The organism is Marinomonas sp. PE14-40, assembly GCF_051623805.1.
Classification (GTDB): Bacteria; Pseudomonadota; Gammaproteobacteria; order Pseudomonadales; family Marinomonadaceae; genus Marinomonas.
This window is the reverse complement of record NZ_CP130700.1, coordinates 1,375,971-1,394,036: the sequence shown is the minus strand read 5'-3', so window position 1 is coordinate 1,394,036 and position 18,066 is coordinate 1,375,971. Positions and strand designations below refer to the sequence as shown.

Annotated in this window: 15 protein-coding genes; 12 read left to right on the top strand and 3 right to left on the bottom strand. The window is 39.5% G+C overall.

Going from position 1 to position 18,066, the window contains the following annotated elements; all coding sequences use genetic code 11:
- The first annotated feature begins 177 nt into the window (after window positions 1-177).
- From Q0A08_RS06385 to Q0A08_RS06360, 6 genes are all read left to right on the top strand, one after another.
- Complete coding sequence (locus Q0A08_RS06385) at window positions 178-2,211, top strand: type VI secretion system Vgr family protein (RefSeq protein WP_438465639.1); 2,034 nt, start codon at window positions 178-180, stop codon at window positions 2,209-2,211.
- Complete coding sequence (locus Q0A08_RS06380) at window positions 2,211-3,140, top strand: DUF4123 domain-containing protein (protein WP_438465638.1); 930 nt, start codon at window positions 2,211-2,213, stop codon at window positions 3,138-3,140. The genes Q0A08_RS06385 and Q0A08_RS06380 overlap by 1 nt, the downstream gene beginning before the upstream one ends.
- A complete protein-coding gene (locus tag Q0A08_RS06375) occupies window positions 3,128-5,104 on the top strand; it encodes a phospholipase effector Tle1 domain-containing protein (RefSeq protein ID WP_438465637.1) in 1,977 nt (658 codons plus the stop codon). Before Q0A08_RS06380 ends, Q0A08_RS06375 begins: the two co-directional genes overlap by 13 nt.
- Window positions 5,101-5,778: a DUF2931 family protein gene (locus Q0A08_RS06370; RefSeq protein ID WP_438465636.1), complete on the top strand. Its 678-nt coding sequence runs from the start codon at window positions 5,101-5,103 to the stop codon at window positions 5,776-5,778. The genes Q0A08_RS06375 and Q0A08_RS06370 overlap by 4 nt, the downstream gene beginning before the upstream one ends.
- Before the next feature lie 126 nt (window positions 5,779-5,904).
- Window positions 5,905-6,816 carry a phosphatidate cytidylyltransferase gene (locus tag Q0A08_RS06365; RefSeq protein WP_438465635.1) on the top strand — a complete coding sequence of 304 codons (912 nt, stop codon included), beginning with the start codon at window positions 5,905-5,907 and terminating at the stop codon, window positions 6,814-6,816.
- Between the two features lies 1 nt (window position 6,817).
- Window positions 6,818-7,477, top strand: a complete 660-nt coding sequence (locus tag Q0A08_RS06360; protein WP_438465634.1) for a lysophospholipid acyltransferase family protein — start codon at window positions 6,818-6,820, stop codon at window positions 7,475-7,477.
- A gap of 69 nt (window positions 7,478-7,546) precedes the next feature.
- Here the strand turns inward: Q0A08_RS06360 and Q0A08_RS06355 are convergent, their stop codons facing one another.
- The 3 genes from Q0A08_RS06355 to Q0A08_RS06345 are packed head-to-tail and all read right to left on the bottom strand — an operon-like array spanning window position 7,547 to window position 11,232.
- Window positions 7,547-8,866, bottom strand: coding sequence for a dual specificity protein phosphatase family protein (locus tag Q0A08_RS06355; protein ID WP_438465633.1), 1,320 nt, complete (start codon window positions 8,864-8,866; stop codon window positions 7,547-7,549).
- The gene (locus Q0A08_RS06350; RefSeq protein ID WP_438465632.1) at window positions 8,860-10,581 is read right to left on the bottom strand and encodes a bifunctional alpha/beta hydrolase/class I SAM-dependent methyltransferase; all 1,722 of its coding nucleotides are present in this window, start codon (window positions 10,579-10,581) and stop codon (window positions 8,860-8,862) included. The genes Q0A08_RS06355 and Q0A08_RS06350 overlap by 7 nt, the downstream gene beginning before the upstream one ends.
- A gap of 54 nt (window positions 10,582-10,635) precedes the next feature.
- The gene (locus tag Q0A08_RS06345) at window positions 10,636-11,232 is read right to left on the bottom strand and encodes a CDP-alcohol phosphatidyltransferase family protein (protein ID WP_438465631.1); all 597 of its coding nucleotides are present in this window, start codon (window positions 11,230-11,232) and stop codon (window positions 10,636-10,638) included.
- A gap of 676 nt (window positions 11,233-11,908) precedes the next feature.
- Here Q0A08_RS06345 and Q0A08_RS06340 point away from each other — a divergent pair.
- The 6 genes from Q0A08_RS06340 to tssE all read left to right on the top strand — a co-directional run bounded on the left by Q0A08_RS06340 (window position 11,909) and on the right by tssE (window position 18,066).
- Window positions 11,909-13,756, top strand: coding sequence for a type VI secretion system Vgr family protein (locus Q0A08_RS06340; RefSeq protein ID WP_438465630.1), 1,848 nt, complete (start codon window positions 11,909-11,911; stop codon window positions 13,754-13,756).
- A gap of 30 nt (window positions 13,757-13,786) precedes the next feature.
- Window positions 13,787-14,071, top strand: coding sequence for a type VI secretion system PAAR protein (locus Q0A08_RS06335; protein WP_046019733.1), 285 nt, complete (start codon window positions 13,787-13,789; stop codon window positions 14,069-14,071).
- A gap of 338 nt (window positions 14,072-14,409) precedes the next feature.
- Entirely contained in the window at window positions 14,410-14,928 is a 519-nt protein-coding gene (locus Q0A08_RS06330; RefSeq protein ID WP_046019734.1) for an Hcp family type VI secretion system effector, read from the top strand.
- A gap of 670 nt (window positions 14,929-15,598) precedes the next feature.
- Complete coding sequence (gene tssB, locus Q0A08_RS06325; protein ID WP_046019735.1) at window positions 15,599-16,111, top strand: type VI secretion system contractile sheath small subunit; 513 nt, start codon at window positions 15,599-15,601, stop codon at window positions 16,109-16,111.
- Window positions 16,112-16,152: 41 nt separating this feature from the next.
- A complete protein-coding gene (gene tssC / locus Q0A08_RS06320) occupies window positions 16,153-17,625 on the top strand; it encodes a type VI secretion system contractile sheath large subunit (protein ID WP_046019736.1) in 1,473 nt (490 codons plus the stop codon).
- A 3-nt stretch (window positions 17,626-17,628) separates the two neighbouring features.
- Window positions 17,629-18,066, top strand: a complete 438-nt coding sequence (gene tssE / locus Q0A08_RS06315) for a type VI secretion system baseplate subunit TssE (RefSeq protein WP_046019737.1) — start codon at window positions 17,629-17,631, stop codon at window positions 18,064-18,066.

The following is an 18,066-nucleotide window of genomic DNA, read 5'->3' as shown; positions in this document are numbered from 1 at the left end:
TCATCAAAAAACTAATCATTTCAAGCTTTTAGCCTTGCTGGCCTAATAATTGCTCTTCACGCCTGCTTAGCCCTCTTTTTAATGGGGCTTCATCAAATAACTGAGTAAAGACTCAATAAATAATAAGCCTCAGGAAGATAGGCTTATCATCTATGACAGAATTAATGGACTAACCTCATGGCACAGCTAACTGGATTACAATTTACCCTTACTGTTGAAGGCTTGGCTCAAAGCGCTTTTGTTGTAACAGAATTTAGCGGTGAAGAATCTTTATCTCATCCTTTTTATTTTAATGTCACGCTGGCAAGCCGAGTAGAAAACCTTATGCCGCAGCAAATAGTGGATAAGCCTGTTTGCTTAAGCGTTTATCAAGATGGACTGCCTCAGCAAGTTTGGCATGGCATAGTAAAGGGATTTGAGCAGGGTGACACAGGGCATCATCATACTTTTTATCGCCTGGTAATGGTGCCAGCATTGAGTCGTTTATCTCTAAGGCATAATAGTCGAATCTTTCAGTTACAAAGTGTGCCAGAGATTATCTCTATTCTACTTACGGAAATGGGCATTAATGATTACGCCTTTTCTTTGAGCCGTGAGTGCCTCCAACGAGAATACTGTGTTCAGTATCGTGAGACTGATTTTGACTTTGTCTCTAGACTTGCCGCAGAAGAGGGGTTGTTTTATTTCTTCACCCATTTAGATGGTAAGCACACCTTAGTGTTTAGTGATGACACCCAAGCTGTACCCAATGTAGCTAAAGCTATGATGTATAACCCATTGTCTGGCGGGCAAGCTAGCCTACCTTTTGCGCAACATTTTGTTCGACATACACAAATAAAGCCTGCGAGTGTACAACTTAAAGACTATAGCTTTAAGCAGCCTTCCTATAGCTTTTTACAGGATGCGGTTGGTACTGAGTTGGAGTCTCAACAAGAGACTTACGATCACTTTGATTATCCAGGGCGTTATAAAGACGATGAGAGCGGCAAGGCATTTGCTCAGTATCGCATTCAAGCATTACGTAATGATGCTATTTACGCACAAGGCGAAAGTAATTTTGCAGCCTTAACGACGGGTTATAAGGTGACCTTGATGGATCACCCGCAAGAGGTTTGTAATCAAGCTTGGTTGTTGGTGAAAATTAAGCATAAAGGCTCACAACCTCAAGCGTTAGAGGAAATGGGTGGTGAAGGGGCTACTCGTTATTCAAATGAATTTGAAGTGATACCCGCACATCGGCAGTGGCGCCCTAATTTGGGTGCTAGGCCGAGAGTGACTGGGCCACAAATCGCCATCGTAGTCGGACCGGAAGGGGAAGAGGTCTACTGCGATGAGTTTGGGCGGGTAAAAATTCAGTTTCCTTGGGACAGATATAGCCAAGGGGATGAGTTTTCCAGTGCATGGGTGCGGGTATCTCAGGCGTGGGCAGGGGCACAATATGGAATGGTGACCCTGCCGCGTATTGGACATGAAGTGATTGTAAGCTTTTTAGAGGGTGACCCTGATCAGCCAATCATTACAGGTCGAACTTATCATATAGCGAATCAAGCCCCTTATGCGTTACCAGAGCATAAGACTAAAACGGTATTACGTACCGAATCCCATCAAGGGGATGGTCATAATGAATTAAGGTTTGAAGACCAAGCGGAGCAAGAAGAAATTTATCTGCATGCGCAAAAGGATTTAAGTCTTTTAGTTCAAAATGATCGTACTGATGATATTCAAAATGACCAGCATATTAAGGTCAGTAATAATCGATTTAGCCATGTGAAGCTGGATGACACCTTAACTGTGGAAGGTGAAAAGCGTGAGTATGTTACCGCCAGCCAAAGCCTAGTGATTGAAGGCTCTCTCACCTTAAAACAAGGCAAAGCTCTGGTTAATGAAGCGGGTAACGAGATACATCTGAAAAGCGGTTCCAAAGTCGCGATTAATGCAAGCAGTGCTATCACAGTCAAAGCGGGTGGCAGCTTTATGCAAATCGATGGTGGTGGTGTTCATCTTGTCGGTGGGGGCATTAACCTCAATGCCGGTGGAGCCGCAGGCAAAGGCTCTGGCTACCAAGGCATCATGGCCGAGTTGCCAAACTCTTTGGAAGAGCCTGAGCCATTAGCGGAAGCAAGGCGTATCTCACTAGCAGGGTTTCTAAAGGCAGAAGAGGCGAATGTTGTCGCTGTTAAACTTTGCCCTTTAGCTGAAGGGGGTTCATGATGCGCGATACTTGGCTTGCAAAGTATGACCAGCAAACTTGTTATTGGTTACTTGATCATGGCACTTGTGAAAAGGCTAAAGATTACTTTTTAGAGCAGGCTGTACAGGGCTTTATGACCTCTGCAGAACCTCTATTTATAGATCCACCATTTGATACTTTAAAAGCGCAAACTCCTTGGCTGATTCCAGTATCAGATATTGTTTTATCTTTGCCTGAGTCAATTTTATCTCAAGGGATTTTGTTGCATTCTCATGCTGAGAAGGCGCTTGTTGCAAGGCACTTACGTAGCTTATTAAATGCTGAATTGGCTGAAGAGCAAGTCCTGTTTCGGTTTTACGATACCAAGGTGCTAACACAGATGTTACCCATGATGAGCTTGGTTGAACAGTCAGAGTTTATGGGGAATATTGACGCTATTCTAATTCAGTCTGATTTTGAAGAAAGCCTAGAAGGCAATGCAGAAGAGGGTTCTGAAGAACGTCTTGCGGATAATGGAGCAGCCATAGAAAAAAGTGCTGAGAAAAAGACGGCTGATGAAGAAGGCGCTGAGATAGGCTTTATTGTGCTTGAAAACGATAAAGCAGCACAATATCAAGTACGCACTGAGCCTTGGTGGATTATTGCCCCAGAGCACCTAGCAGGCTTATACAATATTAAGCACCATGCTTACGCAGTGTCTCGTCGGTTATGGGAAATGTTACCTAGCCTCATGAGTAAGCTTAAGGAGCCACTGACTAAGTTAGAAGCAGGCTTTGAAAAAGCAAAAGAGCAAAAATTGTCAAAAGACGACGCTGAACTCTGGGTGCTAGCCCATATAGCCCATGCAACACAAACGGAATTGGATGAACTTGTATCTAGTTTGAAATTGGATACTAAGCAACAAGAATATGTACAAGAATGGATGGAGAATAGTGCATGGCAGCTTTAGCGGGTGATGGTACCTGTATTGAATGTGAGGCTTTGACTCATTGGGTCGAGCTTCAAATTATTGATGAGCACAATAAAGGCTTTGCTGGCATTAAAGGCCTGTTAACCGATGGCGCTGGTACTGAACATGAAATCACCCTAAAAGATGGCCCCATACTAGTTAAGAAATTAGCAGCAGGGCCTGTTACCTTAGTGCTTGATAATGAAACTTGGCTAGCAGAAGCACAAACCCGCAAACCAGATGACGCCAGTGATCCAGAAATTGCTAAAAGTTTGGATGAAAACCTAACAAAGCCAGGTAATAAAGCCAGTGTTAAAGAGCTCCAGTCAGTCACCACAGGGGATTTAATTGTCCTTGAAGGCGAACAAAAATTGCCTGAAAAGCATGTCGCAACCGGCTGCCTGAGCCTTATCGCTGATAATAGTTATGTGATTAAAGTGGCTGGTTTTAACTATTTAACATTGCGATTAGGTGTGTTTTTTGATGGTACAGGAAACAATACAGAGAATGCCTTAAATGGACAGCAAGAAATTGAAGAATGGTTAACGCAGGTTTGTAATGATCCTACTGAACTTGAAGAAAATTTAGAGCTTTGTCGCGAGGGCCAATTACCAGTAGAAGGAAGCTATGCTAATGATAAAACGAATGTTGAGAAACTTTATGCTTTGTATCTTAAGGAATTTCAAACTGATACAAACACTTTAATTAGTGGTGTATATGTTGAGGGTATAGGTACAACAGAGGGTGAAAGCGACAATATCATGGGCTCTGCTTTTAGTTTAGGTGGCACTTCAATTAAGGCTAGAGTTGAGCAAGTATGTGAAACATTAATTAAGGAAGAACTTGATGATCTTCATGATTATGCAGCTTATGATGGTGTTTCAAAAATTGTATTTGATGCCTTTGGGTTTAGTCGAGGAGCCGCTGCTGCACGTCACTTTGTAAATACTATTGATACTAAAGGTGATCATGGCTTAGTTGAATCACTACCAACTATTAGTGGTCTTGGTTTTAAGATTGGTTATGATTGGACAAAACGCGAAGATAGTCGCATTGGTTTTGTCGGGATTCTCGATACAGTAGAGTCTGCGGTACAGGATACCTTGCTTGGCTTATCTGATGATTGTGCAGAAAGGGTTGTGCATTTATGTGCTGGTGATGAATATAGAAAAAACTTTCCATTAACTCGCATCACTTCTGATATTGAAGGAAGAAAAATTTCACCGCACTTTACAGAAGTAATGCTGCCAGGTGCTCATTCTGATGTAGGTGGTGGTTATAGGAGCCGACATACATATTCTGCCAATGCAGATGCTGCCATGATCGAAGGGAGTCGATTGCGCTATTTTGTGTGTTCAGAGCGGGAAGAGAGAGGTAAGCTGCATACAGATAACCGAGCTTATCAAAATGCCTTGAAATACGCTCAACTAAAGTTATCTGAAGGTTGGGGGGACAAAATTGTTACTAAAGTTAAAGGTGAAAAAAACTATGATGACGATTTTGCTTTCGGAGAGATAGGCTTGAAAGTGAAATATCGATTTAGAAAGCATGGTAGCTCTACTCGTAAATTTATTCATGTTGATGTCATATTAAAGAGAATGGTTGAAGGTGAACTCTCTCGTATTCCTTTGCATATGATGTTTGAGGCTGGTTGCCATGCTGGAGTGCCATTTGAAGAATGGAAAGAGTCACATTCAGATTTGAAGATAAGTTTAAAAGATAGGTCTTTACCTATAGATTTAAAAGATATTGATAGTCAGCTTTTTAAGCAAGCTTGTAAAAATGGAGCTTTAGATTTAAGGCACGCAATAGATGATAAAAAATATAAATTAATTAGACGATATTATTGTCATCATAGTTCTAAAAATAATGGCTTTGTTGATGGTATAGTAAATAGCGCAAATATCGTAAATGATTTACCTGTAAGGGAATATTTTGCAAATACTCCAGGAGAGGAATCTTGAAAAAAGCCATATTGATATTACTTGGATTAGTGCTTGTAGCTTGTTCTAATTCACCGAAAGAGTGGCGCTACCGAATCGGCCCAACTACTGACAGAATATATAATTCTGGTTTAGGTTTTTTTTTCAAAGACAAAAAACTAATACAGGGTTATGAGGTGGGTTCTGTATCCGACTTTCAAGAAAAATCAATTTTAAATGGTGAATTTAAATTTCATCATATCGGTAAGAAAAGTGTTAAAAATGGAGTGCCAGTTGGTGCATTTGTGGAGTGGGTAAGTTATATCTCGAAAAAGCGCTATGGCATCGTAGTTGATTTGCCAGAAGAATTGCCTGAAATGATGATGGATAAAACTTCAGCTTCTAATTGTCAGGATTTGTTTACGCCTAAAAGACTTGTGTTTGGTCTTGCACCAAATGGTTATGTAGAAGTGTATTTATTCAATGGTTGTAGGGATGAAAGTGTTTTAGTCAGTCGGGCTTTTGCTAAAGAAGTGGAAACAGAATATGACAAATCTTATGCTCTTGAAGACCAGTATGGGATTAATGAATTTCATAATAAGAACAAAGGTTTTCTTGAGAAAAATGAAATACCTTACTGGCGCTTTCAGCTTGATCAAGTTCCAATTTCAACTAGCTATGGTGTGATTAGCCTACCACCTGAAAATGCTGAATAATTTAATTTATAAACCGGAAAAGCCGCTTTCATAGCGGCTTTTTTATTGTCAAAATACAGGTGTTTATTTGAACCATATATAGGGAGAGTGGTTATTTTTAGTTTTACAGGAAGTGTGGCGTATACCATGGGTATCGTTTTATCTATTTTGATTCTTGCCACTTTAGCGTGTGGTTTTATGAAGAGCAAAATGGAGCAAGATGGTTACGAGGAGCTAAAGCAAAGGATTAAGTCTTGGTGGGTGATTATCGGACTTTTATTTGCTGTGCTGTTAAGTGGTACGACTATATCAATTATCTTTTTTGCGTTTTTAAGCTTCTTGGCGTTAAAAGAGTTTCTTTCTATCGTGCCTATGCGGCCTGTTGATCGTAAGGTGATTTTCTGGGCGTATTTATCTATTCCACTGCAATACTACTGGGTGTCCATCGAATGGTACGGCATGTTTATTGTGTTTATTCCTGTGTATGTCTTTTTATTTTTGCCCATGCGTATGGTGCTAACAGGTGATACAAAGGGGTTTATTCGCTCGGCTGGTGTTGTGCATTGGGCTTGTATGCTGACCGTTTTCAGCATTAGCCATATTGCTTATCTGTTAGTTTTGCCCGGATCTACTAATGAGACTAGTCATGAATATGAGGCATTAGGATTAGTTCTGTTTTTGCTCTTTATGACCCAGTTTAATGATGTAGGCCAATATGTCTGGGGCAAGTTGTTTGGTCGTCATAAGATTATTCCTAAGGTGAGTCCAAATAAAACCTGGGAAGGCTTTATTGGTGGTGTTGCAACGGTGACTTTGTGTTCTGCTATCATTGGACCTTTATTAACCCCTTTAAATTTTTACCAAGGTGCATTTGCTGGTTTACTGGTTGCTACCAGTGGCTTTGTGGGTGATGTGGTTATTTCATCAGTGAAGCGAGATTTGCAAATTAAGGATAGCGGTAGCTTGATTCCAGGGCATGGGGGAATTCTAGATAGAATGGATAGTTTAACTTATACCTCGCCTTTGTTTTTTCATTTTATTTATTATGTGAGTTATTAGCATGGGGCGTATTTTTAAAGTGATTTTCTTCGCTCTTTTAGTTAAACCTGTGGTTTTAGTTATCCTTGGTTTGAATTTAAGAGGCCGTAAGAGCTTGCCCATTAAGGGGCCAGCGGTCATTGTTGCCAATCATAATAGTCATCTCGATGCTCTGGTGTTAATGAGCTTATACCCTTTATCTATGATTCATAAAGTCAGGCCTGTTGCCGCAGTGGATTATTTTTTAAGTAAAAAAGGCTTTTTGTCTTGGCTTTCTCTTAACTGCATTAGCATAGTGCCGATGAAGCGAAAAGGGGAGGGTGATAAGGCAGACTTATTCTCAGCCTGCCATCAAGCGTTAGATCAAGAAGATATTCTGATTCTCTTTCCAGAAGGAAGTCGAGGTAAGCCCGAACAATTAAGCCAGCTTAAAAAAGGGGTTTATTACTTATTGAGTGAAAGAAATGATACTCAAGTAACGCCAGTTATGATCCATGGATTAGGGCGCTCTTTACCTAAAGGTGAAGCAATTTTGGTGCCCTTTAATTGTGATGTGATTATTGATGAGCCTATGGAGCCGGTAGATAACGCGACTGAGTTTATTAGCCAGTTAGATTCTTGTTTCGAACGCTTGGCTGAGCAATGTATTACTAAGCAGTTAATAGAGGAGGAGCAAGAGTAAAGAGAACCAACCTTTAAATACTTGGCTCTCTTTTACTATTAACGTCTTGAGGACTTATTCGCAGGTTCCTTAAGTTAATTGGCTGTTTAAGTATTTTTGATACAGGGATATATTCACTTCCATGTACTTAGATTTGACATAATCCGGACGAATTTCGTTTAGATGTTCTGTTATCTCTTCATTGGTTTTCCCGTTAAATAACATCCAAGCCCATATCACAATCACTGATCGAGATAGGCCTAAAGCACAATGTACATATATGCCGTCTGACTTATGCTTTTCTATCAAGACAACGGCTTTGTGAATGGCTTTAGGGCACTGAATGGTCTGATCCAAGAAATTAAACCTGTGTTGTATCAAGGCGGTTTTGTTAAGCGGAAGTTCGGTTGCTAAATTAATGACACGTTTTACCCCTAATGCATTGATTTTAGAATATTCGCCAATGCTAGGGTGTCTGCCTAGGTAAACCCCGCTGTCGACCTTAGAAACAAGAGGAAGTGACTTTTTATAACGCATCCAAGAAAGTTTACACCCTAAGTAATAGGGGAAGAGGATAAACCAGCGTATTAACCTTGCCTTTTTATAACTGATATCTAGTAAATGATTTAGACCAAAAGCATAAATGATACTGACACTAAAGCAGCAAAGGAAAAAGTAGAGAAAGATAGGGCTGAGGGCAAAACTCATGACCATCAAACCTATGCTTAATGCTAGGAAGTAAGAGGCCATTTTAAGGTGTCTTGGTGTCATAAACTTGGTGATTAATACCTTGTTTTGGTTCTCCCGAATGAATAAAACAGCAAGAATGCCGACCAATGCTCCCGTTGGTAAATCAATAAAGTGATGCTGATAAACTAACAAGGTTGAAGCGATTACAAGCAGTAGCCAAGAGAGCAGTATTGCCTTGATGAGGTGGTTGTTGATGGTCTCTTTCATGCTAAACCAAAAAACGATGGCAAAGCTTACATGTAAGGAAGGGAGCTGATTAAAGGGTTTATCTGCTTCGAGTAATTTAAAGAGAAAAGCGTAACTTTCGGTTGAGGGTTTAGTAAATGAAAACTCTAAAGGAAAGGCAATAAATATCATCACAGAAATAAGCACAATAAAGAGTACTCTTAGTGCTAATACCCTAAGTTCAAGGCGTGTTTGAGGGAGCAAAAAGGCAATAACGAATATGAGATCTGATGACATATAAGGCACAATGAATGCTGGAATAAAGTCTACCTGCTTCTCCCATTCAAAATAAAATGAGAAGTGTGGTGCTGTCAGGCTAGCAAACTCATTGGCTGCGCCATAAAGTAAAAAGAACACAGTGCCCAGATAGAGTAGCCAGATGATACGTTCTTTCAGCTTTGCTTGAGCATGCATTTCGGCTTGAAACGTTAGCATTGCTCCCCCTTAAACAAAGCAGAGGACACGGTGAATATCCCCCAATTGTCGATATGCATTTTATCTTTTTCAAACCCATGCTGAGCAAATAGATTGTCTAACTCATATTGGCTACGACGACGCATTACCCAGCGACTTTGTTGGTGGTTACCTAATACATGGGCAATCTGTTTAAGTTGAGGGTGCCAAGGTTGTCCTGTGTAAATAAGAAAGCCTTCATCTTCTATGATTGATGTCACCCCTTGGATGGCATTTTTTATCAGATTATTATCTGGAAAGAGTTCAAATACGCCTGAGATAATCACAATGTTTGGCTTAAATTCATCATTTAAGTAGGAGTCAGGACTAAAGGCATCGCTTTGTTGATAATGGATGTTAGTCAGGTTTCTTTCTTTGGCTAAGGTCTGCCCTTGTTCAATGTTTTGAGTTTGATAATCCCTAACTTGTATTGTGACATCTTTATATTCTGCAGCGATTTCAACCAGATATCTGGCAGGGCCGCCTGCGATGTCTAGGATTCTAACTGGTTTGTTTTGCGCTTTTAGTTGTTCGATCTTGTCTTTAATTGCTTGGATACTATGTACTTTTCTCTGTCTTATGCCTTTCCAACCAATGCTATTGAGATAGCCTTTATCAACAAATTTACCGGCTAATGTTTTGCCCTCTGGCTGATTTTTATAAACATGGTCTAAAGTCACGCCAGAATCAAAACCGTATTTCAAGCCAATCCTCATCCCTTTACTGATAAAGCCAAGGTATTTCATTGCAATACGCTGTAATGCGAAGTTAACTCTGGTGAGTTTTGGCATAGAACCATAGCTTATTTTATCGCACTCTTGCTCTGTGATATTGATGAGTTTTTGGCTTAAATCTGTAGCTTTGTTGGCGTAGGCTTGTTTGGCAAACGCTGCGATTTCATCAATGGCTATTTCGGCATTATCTTCATAGAGTACGCCGTGATAAAAGTTTTCCAGAGCAACAAACTTTTTCAAAGGAGATGAAAGGTTGGCATAAAAGTCACCTTGAACTTTAGAGTCCACTACATAGTCTTTACCTGCTGAAAGCACTAATGTCGGGGTTGTGATCATGGCTGCATCAGCAACAATTCGTTCGCCTGTATCTAAGAGGCTGGTGAGCTGACTTGCTGGGATGTTTGGCGTAATAAGCCCATCATTATCATATTTTATTTGCTCTGCTTTATTGTGAGTCAAAAACTTAGATTTTACATATGAGGTGATATTAAGTTCTGGCTTAAATTGAATGGCGAGCTTTAAGGCTGGTTTGGCAAAAGGCGCGTATAGCTTGATCTTAAATGCAGGGGCAATAAGTGCCATGCCAGCAATTTTTGGCGCGTAGTCATGTACCCAAGTAGCGCTTACAACACCTGCTACCGAGTTTGCTATTACAAAAATATCTTCTTCGTTTATGTTTTCTTGATCACAAACAAAAGAGACAAAAGCATTTAAATCTCTGACAAGGTGCATAAATTCAAAGGTGGCTTTTACTGCTGTATTGCCATGGCCTCTGTTGTCAAAAGAGTAGATGGTGTAATCAGAAAAGGCTTTGTTCTCGGCAATTTCTTGAAGGCGAGCTGAGTGCTCGTGCCCTCTGTGAAGCAACAAGAGTACTTTTGATTTCGTTTCAGTCTGTTGCCACTTTCTGTAAAAGAGGGATTGCCCATCAAAGCTGGCAAATGTACCTGTTTGCATATCCATATTTATCGTCCTGATATTCGTTTCGTCCAATGAGTGTTTAGCTTGTTTCTTGTTTTATTGAGTGCCTTTTTTCATACGGTTATAAAGGGTCACGATGCTGAGTAAAATAGCTAAAAGTAAATAATATAAAAGCCATTCTTTATTTATTAACTCGAATGCGATTAATACACCTGCAAGGCCAATAGCAAATGCTCTGTCGCTTTTACCCATAGGGCCATCATATCGTCTGTCATTGTTTATCGCTTGGCCCACAATGCCAGCCATTTCAGTGAAAATACTGATAATAACAAACAGCACGATAAGGCTAGGCTCAACTAAAGGAATACTGACAAACGCAAGATAGATAAAGCTATCAGCAATTACATCTGTCATCTCATTTAGCATTGCGCCTTCTTTGGTTTGCATGTCATGTTCACGGGCCAGCATACCATCGATGGCATTAAGCCCCATTCGTATGAAAAGGCCAACGGGCAATAAAAGCAAAGACCATGCCGCTCCATTACTGAAGTAGATAAAAGCACCCAAAAGACCTGATAAAAAAAGTGCAAACCAAGTTACTTGATTTGGCCTTATGTGCTTGTCAGCCAGCCATTGCACAATAGGTCTGAGTAAGTTTTGAAACTTAGGTTTTAAGTCATAGATGGTGAGCATATAAAATCCATTTTATTTAAGTGATTGAATCTGGACGAAGTTTAACAGGCCGCATTTAAAATTTGCTTGTTATTAAAGTGCCTGCCTTGTTTGCTTTTCGCCACAAAGATGATTTTTTATAAAAAATCTAATAGAAGCAATAAGTTAAGGAGCCTTCGAATAAGTCCTCCCGCCTCAGCGTGAGGATAAAAGCCGCTAGATTTATGGCGAGGAGCGCAACTTAATAGTTATTCTATTGATAAGGTTCTCAACATAAAAGTAGGGCTTTTAGACCACGCCCTTCGGGTCTTTTAAGAGTACCTAAACGGCATTTCAGAAAAAGTAACACCCTGTGTTGTTACTTCTCGAAGGGTACCTACATTACATCAAAGTAACGCCTTGCGTGATACGTTTTCTGAAAAGACTGAGAAGAGGTGACTTAATCGCAGGTTACTTAAATTAATAAGTATGAATTTAATTTAAACCTTGTTCGCAGGTTTTCTAGGTAAAAAGCTGCTTAGGGAGGTTTGGAATCAGGTTTTGGGCAATAACTTGCTCAATTTGAGCAAGTTATTGCGTGGCTTGGCGAAATTTAAAGAAAAACACTGTTAAAACATAGCTTTGTGATCTTGGCTGGTTATTTGCTTAAAGGCAGTCGGATATTCGTGTTATCAGTGTTTTAAGATGGAATAGGTAAATGGAATTACAAACTGGATTGCGTTTTAGCTTAGTCATTGAAGGCTTTGAAGAGAAAGATTTCGTGGTTACACGATTTAAAGGGATAGAAGCAATCTCTAGCACTTATGAATTTTCGGTTGATTTGGCGAGTAGAGTTGAAAACCATACACCTGAAGCGATTCTAGATAAGAATGTGAGCCTGTGTGTGAGCTTAGATGAGGTTGAACAACAGTCTTGGCACGGCATAGTGAAGAAGTTCTCTCAAGGTGACACAGGCCATCACCATACCTATTACCACCTAGTGATGGTGCCCGCGTTAAGTCGTAGTGAGTTGCGTCAAAATAGTCGTATCTTCCAATTACAAACTGTGCCAGAAATTATCTCAATTCTTTTGCAGGAAATGGGGATCAATGATTATGCCTTTTCGACATTAAGAGAGTGTGAGCAACGTGAATACTGTGTGCAATACAGGGAAACAGATTTAGCTTTTATTGAGCGAATCACAGCTGAGGAAGGTTTGTTTTATTTCTTTAGCCAAGCGGATGAAAAGCATACCCTAATATTTAGTGATAACAATCAGGTCTTACCTCAAATTCACGATACTTGTTCATATAATGCAACCGCGGCTGGTGGTAAAGGGGGGCCTTTTATTCAATCCTTTAAACGAGTGAATGAATTGGCACCGGACTTAGTTACGTTAAAAGATTACAGCTTTAAACAACCTGACTATTCATTTTTACAGCTGGCCAATGCTGAAGGTGAAATTAACGCTAATTATGAACATTTTGATGCGCCTGGTCGGTACAAATCTGATACTTCTGGCGTTGCCTTTTCTCAATATCGCCTACAGTCATTGCGTAAAAAGTCAGTTCAAGCCTTAGGTGGAAGTAATTTAGCGAGTTTATCTGCTGGATATAAAATGCTTCTCGAAAATCATCCTGATGATATGTGTAATCAAGAATGGTTAGTAACACAGGTTGTTCACGAGGGCGAACAGCCACAAGCTTTGGAAGAGATGGGTGGAGAGGGTATGACTCGTTATGGTAATGAGTTTGAGCTGGTTACTCACGATGTTGTTTGGCGAGCAGATATCAATGCCAAGCCAAGAATAGATGGTGCTCAAATAGCTATCGTCGTTGGGCCTGAAGGAGAAGAGGTTTTTTGTGATGAACATGGCCGTGTAAAGATTCAGTTTCCTTGGGATAGGTATGCAAGTGGCGATGATTTATCTAGTTGCTGGATACGAGTTTCAAATGGTTGGGCTGGATCTCAATATGGTGTTATGGCGTTACCAAGGATAGGGCATGAAGTGATTGTAGAATATTTAGAAGGTGACCCTGACCAGCCCATTATTACAGGTAGGGTGTTTAACAGTATGAGTCTTCCTCCATATGCTCTACCAGAACATGAAAGTAAAACTGTCTTAAGAACACAAAGTCATCAAGGTGAGGGCTATAACGAGTTAGCTTTTGAAGATCAGGCAGAACAGGAAAGAATCGCTTTAATCGCACAAAAGGATTTAAATCTTAAAGTGCTTAATGATCGAATTGATACGATTGAAAATGATGTGCACATAGATGTTCAAAATAACCGAGCTCAAACTATCAGTGCTAATGATCACCTTAGTGTGATGGGTGAATGTCGAGTCAAAGTAAAAGGCGATAAAAAGAGTGAAACGCTTGAAAGCTTACAAAGAAAGCAAGCTAAAGCTCTCGTGATAGATGCAGGTTTAGATATTCAATTAAGTGGTAGTGCAAATGTCGTTCTTGATGCAGGGAATGAGATTACTTTGTCGGCAGGTGGTAGCTTTGTAAAAGTGGATGCGGCAGGTGTTCATGTTTCTGGTGCAGCAATAAACCTAAACTAATAATAAATGAACGTTTAAAGGGAAGTTAAAATGGGAAATGCTGCAAAAGTAGGGGATAAAGGGTTGGATCATGATGGCTTTCCTCCAACCGCAATTACAGCGGGTTCTGGCACGGTAAAAGCAGATGGTGCGGCAATAGCGAGAATGGGTGATCCGTTAGAAATGCACTCTAAGCCAAAGCACCCGCCTCATGGTCGATCTATCGCTGGTGGCTCTGGAAGTGTTTTCGCGGATGGTATGCCAGTAGCAAGAAGTGGTGACCCTGTTGATTGTGGCGGAGCCCTTACTGGTGGTGGCACTGTTAATGTGGGTTAGTTGAACTGATTATTTACCAGAGAGCTATTGAATAATAGAAAGCCGCTTAATGCGGCTTTTTTTATGCCATCTATAAAAGCCTTAGTTAAGCAAGATTTTACTCTTAAGCAATTAATGGCTTATAGCTTAAGCAATTAATTGCTTAGACTGATCTTAGGAGTTTGATTGGGTGGTTTTTAGGTTTCTATAAAATAAAAAAAATTATATAAAACAATGCTTTGTGTTTTTGTTTTAGCATTTTTAAAAAAGTTGGCATATCGTTTGCTTTTATACAGGTGTCTACATGAGTACGACGTTTTATTTAAGGAACTGCGGTTCACATTTATAAGGATTATATTATGCCAACTCCATGCTACATTGCGATTGAAGGTAACACACAGGGTAACATCACAGCAGGTTCATTTACTGCAGATTCTGTCGGTAACATTTATGTTGAAGGTCACGAAGACGAAATGCTTGTTCAGCAATTCGACCACATCGTTACTGTACCTACTGACCCACAATCAGGCCAACCTGCTGGTCAACGTGTACACAAGCCTTTCAAATTCACAGTAGCGCTAAATAAATCAGTGCCTCTAATGTACAACGCATTAGCTTCTGGTGAAGCATTGCCAACAGTTGAATTGAAGTGGTACCGCACTTCAGTTGAAGGTAAGCAAGAGCATTTCTTCTCAACTAAATTAACTGATGCAACTATCGTTAATATCGATTGTAAAATGCCTCATTGCCAAGACTCATCTAAATCTGAGTTTACTCAGTTAGTAGAAGTTTCTTTAGCGTACCGTAAAGTTGATTGGGAACACACAGTTGCTGGAACATCTGGTTCTGATGACTGGAGAGCGCCAGTTGAAGCTTAGTTTATAACAAAAGTTATAAGCTTATAAAAAACACAAGTTTAAACGCTGTTTTTTAGGAAAGCCACACAACAATTATTGTTGTGTGGCTTTTTTTGTGCTCGATCTAATTCTAAAGTTTCATTTTATAGTGTTTTTTTTTGATTAGTGATTGATCCCATTTAATGTTGAAATGTGTAGTAAATTGCACATTTCGATATATTTAATGATTATTGATGCTTTAATAAAAAAATATAAATGTAATTTTTTATTAATTATTAAAGTGAGTAGCAATTCACTTTAAATGAAATAAGCATAAAATGCAGTTTTATTGTAAGTTTATATATCTCTTAGAAATAAAAAAGATGCTTATCAAAAAGCAATAGAGATAAACAAAAATTATGTTTAGTGCTATAAAATAGCTTAAATAGGTGGTAAAAGTGGTTTTTTTTAAGTTTTTTACACTTTTATGAATTTTGTGTCGTTTTATTTGTATCTCATTAAATATCGAAAAACAAAAAATATGTTTTTTGCTTTGTAGGAAATTGGCTATTGAAAACAAATTTTTTATTGATAATCTCTCCCCTGCATTTTTCGGATGCATAATGGAATATCTAAATGGAGTTTAAATGTAATTCAAATTTAGTTACTAGTTTTGATTTATGTTTTTAAAAATTGGAGTTAAAGGGAAGGTATGTCAAAGGAACAAAGTGTTGCACCAAAAGAACGTATTAATATTAAATATGTTCCAAATACTGGTGATGTTCAATCAGAAATCGAGCTGCCATTAAAAACGTTAGTAATAGGCGATTTTAAAGGTCATACAGAAGATGCACCTATTGAAGATAGGGAAGCAATCTCAATAGATAAAAATAATTTCACATCTGTTATGCGTGAAAGTGAGTTATCTGTAAGCGCTTCAGTGCCAAATAAATTGGTTGATGAAGAAGGGCAAGACCTTGCTGTAAACCTAGAATTTAAATCACTTGCTGATTTCTCGCCTGATTCAATTGTTAAACAAGTTCCTGAGTTAAATAAGTTAATTGAGCTAAGGGAAGCCTTGGTTGCACTTAAAGGACCTCTTGGAAATGTGCCTGCGTTCCGTTCACGTATGCAAGACTTGTTAACATCGGATGAGTCTAGAGAAAAGCTTTTGGCAGAGCTTGAGCTGTTAAATGAAGCGGAAGAACCTGAAGTTACTGAGTAATTTTGGGCGGTTTTAATAAGGATTGTTAAAGGTAAAGCGTTATGTCTGAACAAGAACAGGTAGTAGAACAGCAAAGCCAAGCTCAAGTGGGTTTGCTAGATGAAATCATGGCCCAAACTAAGATGGCGCCAGATGAAGAAGGTTATGGTGTTGCTAAGAAAGGTGTAACTGCCTTTATTGAAAATCTACTCGGCTCAGGCCAAGCAATCGATATCGTCAATAAGTCTTTGGTAGATCAAATGCTTGTTGAGTTGGATAAAAAGATTGGTACTCAAGTCGATGCGATTTTACACAATGAATCAGTTCAACAAATGGAGTCTGCTTGGCGTGGATTGAAATTGTTGATCGATCGTACTGATTTTAAAGAAAATATTAAAATAGAACTACTTCACGCAACCAAGGATGAGTTGTTAGAAGATTTTGAATTTGCACCAGAAACTACGCAATCAGGCCTTTATAAACATGTTTATTCTGCTGGTTATGGTCAGTTTGGTGGTGAACCAGTTGGTGCAATTATTGGTCATTATGCTTTTACGCCTTCAACGCCTGACATGAAGTTATTACAATATGTGGGTAGTGTTGGTGCTATGGCACATGCTCCTTTCATTTCTGGTGTAGCGCCAGAGTTTTTCGGTGTTGATTCTTTCGAAGAAATTTCAAACATCAAAGATCTAAAATCTACCTTTGAAAGCCCTAAATATACGAAGTGGCGTTCATTACGTGAAACTGAAGATGCTCGTTATATCGGCCTTACAGCGCCTCGCTTCTTACTTCGTGTACCTTATGATCCTGTTGAGAACCCAATTAAAGAGTTTAACTACAGTGAAAGTGTAAGTGACTCGCATGAAAGTTATTTGTGGGGGAATACTGCGTTTGCTTTTGCCACCCGTCTGACTGATAGCTTTGCAAAATATCGCTGGTGTCCAAATGTGATTGGACCACAAAGCGGTGGTGCTGTTGAAGATCTGCCTGTGCATGTCTTTGAGTCTATGGGAGCTTTACACTCTAAAATCCCTACAGAAGTGCTAATCACTGACCGTAAAGACTTTGAGTTGTCTGAAGAAGGATTCATCGGCTTAACAATGCGTAAAGGTAGTGATAATGCAGCATTCTTTGCTGCGAACTCTATCCAAAAGCCAAAAATCTTCCCAAATACTAAAGAAGGTAAAGAAGCAGAAACGAATTATAAGTTAGGTACTCAGTTACCTTACATGATGATTATTAACCGTTTAGCTCATTACATTAAAGTATTGCAGCGTGAGCAAATTGGTTCTTGGAAAGAAAGACAAGACCTAGAGCGCGAATTGAATGGCTGGATCAAGCAGTACGTTGCTGACCAAGAAAACCCGCCAGCTGATGTTCGTAGTCGTCGTCCTCTTCGTGCTGCAAAAATTGAAGTGCATGATGTTGAGGGTGATCCAGGTTGGTATCAAGTGTCACTTTCTGTCCGTCCTCATTTTAAATACATGGGTGCAAACTTCGAACTATCGCTTGTTGGACGTTTGGATCAGTAATTTATGTCGTATATCGCACTTGAAGAGAGTGCGTATGGTGTCAGCTTCTTTGAACGCTTAGAAGCTGGATCATCACTAAGGTCTGTAACTAAGGGGCCAGATCCTAGTGATGTGCTTGAGTCAATAAAACGTAATGTTAGTAATTTGTTGAACACACGCTTGGGAGAGGCACAAAGTGCTCCTGGTTTAGGTTTGATTGATTTTAATGATGCGACTTTGGGCAGCAATGATCTTGCTGTCCAAATCAAGTTTGCCATACGTCATTGTCTTGAAAAATATGAGCCGCGTTTAAATTGTATGGAAATACGGGTAGTTTCGGATCTCAATAGTCCTTTGAATTTAAGGTTTCAAATTGAGGCAAAAATTAGCAGTAAAGCTTTACATGAAAACGTTCAGATTCAGTTGTTGCTAGATAATAGTAGAAAATACAGAGTATTTTAG